Below are 4287 nucleotides of genomic sequence, written 5' to 3' on the forward strand. Positions count from 1 at the left end.
TCCATTTTCCTTTTATTTTGATGTACGTCTCATCAATACGCCATTTGTAATAAGCTTTTTTATGCTTTTTCTTCCAAATTTGATATAAAATTGGGGCATATTCTTGAACCCAACGGTAGACCGTTGAATGATGAACGTTTACACCACGTCCCCTTAATATTTCAGATATATCACGATAACTCAATGCATATCTTAGATAGTAGCCAACGGCTACAGTGATAACATCCTTGTTAAATTGTTTATATCTGAAATAGTTCATACAGAAGACTCCTTTTTGTTAAAATTATACTATAAATTCAACTTTGCAACAGAACCACCTGCTTTATAAACAACATTTATTTTAATGTCTGATTTTTTTGAATAATGTTCATGATTATCATTCGTATTTTTTCTCCTTTATTTTTTAATAAAGGCATATCAATTTAATGATATGCCTATTTATTTAAATTATTCAACTACATCATAACCTTGATTTTCAATAGCTTCTTTAAAATCGTTAAAACCCACTTGACTTCCATCAAATGCAATTTCAACATTCTCATTTGACAAGTTTACTTCTGAAGAAGTTACACCATCTAAGCTATTCAACGCTTTTTCAATTGAATGCTTGCAATGGTCACAACTCATACCTTCTATGTTAATTAATTCGTTATTCAATATTGTCACCTCCTTTCAAAAAAATTTGAAAGTCTTATAATTTCATACGTTTTAAACGTAAAGCGTTTGTGACAACACTTACAGAGCTTAAAGCCATTGCTGCTCCTGCAACCCAAGGTGCTAACAAGCCAATCGCTGCTATTGGGATACCTGCAACATTATAGCCAAATGCCCAAAAGAGGTTTTGACGTATATTCCGAATTGTAGATTTACTTGCTTTTATTGCTTTTGGAATTAATAAGAGATCGCCTCCTAAGATCGTTACATCAGCTGCTTCAATTGCAACCTCCGTACCAGTACCAATAGCAATACCAATATCGGATTTAACCAGTGCTGGAGCATCATTCACACCATCTCCAACCATTGCAACTTTTTTCCCTTGATTTTGAAGTTCTTCAATTTTAGAAGCTTTTTCCTCAGGTAATACTTCGGCAATTATTGTATCTATACCTACTTGTTTTGCTATTGCTTGGGCTGTACGTTTGTTATCACCCGTTAACATAGCTACTTCAATACCTAAATTATGAAGTTGTTGAATAGCTTGTTGGGCAGTACCTTTAACTGTATCAGCTACAGCTACAATGCCGCTTAATTCATTATCTATACTTATTAGCATTGCAGTTTTTCCTTCTTCTTCAAAATTGGTTAGGTTTAGTTCTACTTCTTTAGTGTCGACTCCTTTTTCATTCATTAGCTGCCGATTACCAACAAAAAGTTCTTTATTATCAATATTTACTTTTATACCGCGGCCAGGTATAGCTTCAAAATATTCCACTTCTAAAAGTTCTAGTGATTTTTCCTTAGCATAATTTACGATTGCCTCGGCTAATGGGTGTTCAGACCCTTTTTCAGCACTAGCTAATAATTGTAACGTCTTATTATCTCCAATGAAATCGGTTACTTCAGGAGTACCATTTGTTATAGTTCCAGTTTTATCTAAAACCACCGTGTTAATAGCATGAGTACGTTCAATATGCTCTCCACCCTTAAAGAGGATACCATTTTCAGCAGCTTTTCCTGTTCCTACCATGATAGAAGTAGGTGTAGCTAACCCTAGAGCGCAAGGACAAGCAATAACTAATACTGCAATTGCAGCAACTAAAGCTGGTTCAAATTGTCCTGGTTGAACTAATGAAATCCATATAATAAATGTAAAAATTGCTATACCTACAACAATAGGTACAAAATATCCAGAAATAATATCTGCTAACCTTTGTATCGGTGCTTTGGAACCTTGTGCTTCTTCAACGACTTTAACAATAGAGGCAAGGGCTGTATCTTTGCCAACTTTTGTTGCTTCAATAGTAATTGCTCCGTTTTTATTCATTGTTGATCCGATAACATTATCACTTTGTGTTTTTTCAACAGGAATAGATTCTCCAGTTAACATTGATTCATCAATTGAAGTTATTCCTTTGATTATTTTTCCGTCTACCGGTATTTTCTCTCCCGGTTTGACAACTAAATAATCTCCCTCATTTACTTCACTTAAAGGAACCATAATCTCTTCATCATCACGTAATACTCGAGCTTCTTTAGCTTGTAAATTTAATAATTTGCTTAAAGCATTTGTTGTTTGAGTTTTAGCACGGGCTTCTAGATATTTTCCAAAAAGAATTAAAGTAATTAATACAGCACTTGTTTCAAAGTAAAGGTGTGGCTCGTAGTTCGTATCGATTAACCACTTAATTGATTCATAAATACTATAAAAGAAAGCTGCACTTGTACCTAAAGCGACAAGAACATCCATATTGGCTGACTTATTACGAAGGTTTTTATAAGCGCCTACATAAAATTGCCAACCAATGATAAATTGAACAGGTGTTGCTAATACAAATTGGAACCAAGGGTTCATAAATATATTTGGTATTTGAAGACCAAATAAATGAACAAACATTGTCATTAACAATGGAGCTGCTAAAATGGCTGAAATAATTAATTTAATTAATTGTCGTTTCAATTGTTTTTCTTTTTGAGAACTTTTTTCTGATGCTTCTTTCTTAGGTTGAGCATCATATCCTAAATTCTTAATACGTTGTTGAAATTCATCCACAGATGTCATATCAGGGTTATATTCTACAATAGCACTTTCAGTGGTTAAATTTACTGTTGCCTTATCCACGCCTGAAATTCTATTTAATACTTTTTCTATTTTATTCGAACAAGCTGCACACGTCATGCCTATTACATCTAAATCTACTTTTTCAGTTAAAATTCCATATCCTGTTTTTTGAATTGTATTCGTAATATCTTCCAATGATGTAATATTTGGATTATATTCAATCATAGCCTTCTCTGTTGATGGATTTACGTTAGCATTAACTTCATCAAGCTTATTTAAGTTTTTTTCTACTTTATTTGAGCAAGCCGCGCACGTCATACCTGTAATTCCTATTGTTGTTTTTTTAATATTATCATTCAATTATTTCACTCCTCTTATTTTGAAAATTGTTTCAATACAACCATCAACTCTTTAATACTTTCTTCACCATTTCCTTGCTTAATACCTTCAGTTATACAGCTAGATATATGGTCTTCAGTTACTATAAAGCCTACTTGTTTTAAAGCTGATTGTATTGCTGTTATTTGTATTAATACATCTATACAGTATCTATTTTCAGCTATCATTGATTGCAAACCACGTATTTGTCCTTCTAACCTTTTGAGTCTATTAAGTAATACGTCGTTTCTTTCAACAGTAGTTATATCCAATTTCAGCCCTCCTAATATACCTATATGGGGTATGTGTTATCGTTTATTATATTATACCCCATCCAGATATAAGTCAACATAAAAACTTAACATTTGTCATTAATGTAATATTTATATAAAATATACGGTAAAACTTATATTTAGAGGTGATTATTTGAATAAAAATATACAACTTGAGCTTTACACAAGACCTACATGCTCCGATTGCCAAGAATCCAAAAAATATTTAAACTCCCAAGGGATTAATTATATTCATAAAGAGGTAAGCCAAAATTTAGAATTAGAAGAAGATATGAAAAAAATATCAGGGAACCGAATTGTTCCTTTATTTGCTTTTTATAAAAAACGATTTTGGGGCAAAAAAAAATTATTTAAATATTTCGTAGGTTTTGAAAATAATAAAAAAGAAATTTTTAAAATCCTGGAACAGTAAAATAAAAATCTATCTTTGAATGAATTAACTCCAAAATGCTATTAAATTGAATAAAAAAGTTAAGATGCTAATTTGTTTATAAAATCTCAAAAATTAGCATCTTAACTTTTTAATTAATTATGATGACCCTCTCCTTTTCCCTTCATGTCACAGAACAATTTGCCACTATGATTATTATTGGAAGTTTCAGTCTGTATTGTTACATGTTGAATGTTTTTGTGATTCAATTCATGTTCAATACGTTTAAGTAAAGTTTCATTTTCACCAATAGACATTTTATCATTGACAACTATATGACAAGATAATGCATTCATCCCACTAGTTACTAACCAAATATGAAAATCATGGATATTTATTACTTCTTTGAAGGTTTTTAAGGTTTTAATAATTTCTCCCGTATTAATAGTGTCAGGTGTCCCCTCCATTAATACATGAAGACTTGATTTTGTTACATAAAACCCACTACGTAGTACTAGAGCAGCTAC

Annotated in this window: 5 protein-coding genes and 1 pseudogene; 1 reads left to right on the forward strand and 5 read right to left on the reverse strand. The window is 31.7% G+C overall.

Going from position 1 to position 4287, the window contains the following annotated elements; translation table 11 throughout:
* From A33S_RS11785 to A33S_RS0107895, 4 genes and pseudogenes are all read right to left on the reverse strand, one after another.
* Positions 1–259: pseudogene (locus tag A33S_RS11785) on the reverse strand (IS6 family transposase); the annotation flags it as partial.
* Between the two features lie 188 nt (positions 260–447).
* Complete coding sequence (gene copZ, locus A33S_RS0107885) at positions 448–657, reverse strand: copper chaperone CopZ (protein ID WP_009385631.1); 210 nt, start codon at positions 655–657, stop codon at positions 448–450.
* Positions 658–691: 34 nt separating this feature from the next.
* Complete coding sequence (locus tag A33S_RS0107890) at positions 692–3079, reverse strand: heavy metal translocating P-type ATPase (protein WP_009385633.1); 2388 nt, start codon at positions 3077–3079, stop codon at positions 692–694.
* 14 nt (positions 3080–3093) lie between these two features.
* Positions 3094–3369, reverse strand: a complete 276-nt coding sequence (locus A33S_RS0107895; RefSeq protein WP_009385635.1) for a metal-sensing transcriptional repressor — start codon at positions 3367–3369, stop codon at positions 3094–3096.
* Between the two features lie 154 nt (positions 3370–3523).
* Here A33S_RS0107895 and A33S_RS0107900 point away from each other — a divergent pair, with 154 nt between their 5' ends.
* Positions 3524–3802 (forward strand): glutaredoxin family protein, encoded by a 279-nt coding sequence (locus tag A33S_RS0107900; protein ID WP_009385637.1) that lies wholly within the window; start codon positions 3524–3526, stop codon positions 3800–3802.
* A gap of 113 nt (positions 3803–3915) precedes the next feature.
* Here A33S_RS0107900 and A33S_RS12375 read toward each other — a convergent pair.
* Positions 3916–4287, reverse strand: a 372-nt coding sequence (locus A33S_RS12375) for a cation transporter dimerization domain-containing protein (protein WP_017176716.1), incomplete at its 5' end; no start/stop codon positions are given.

Source organism: Staphylococcus massiliensis CCUG 55927, assembly GCF_000298075.1.
GTDB lineage: Bacteria > Bacillota > Bacilli > Staphylococcales > Staphylococcaceae > Staphylococcus > Staphylococcus massiliensis.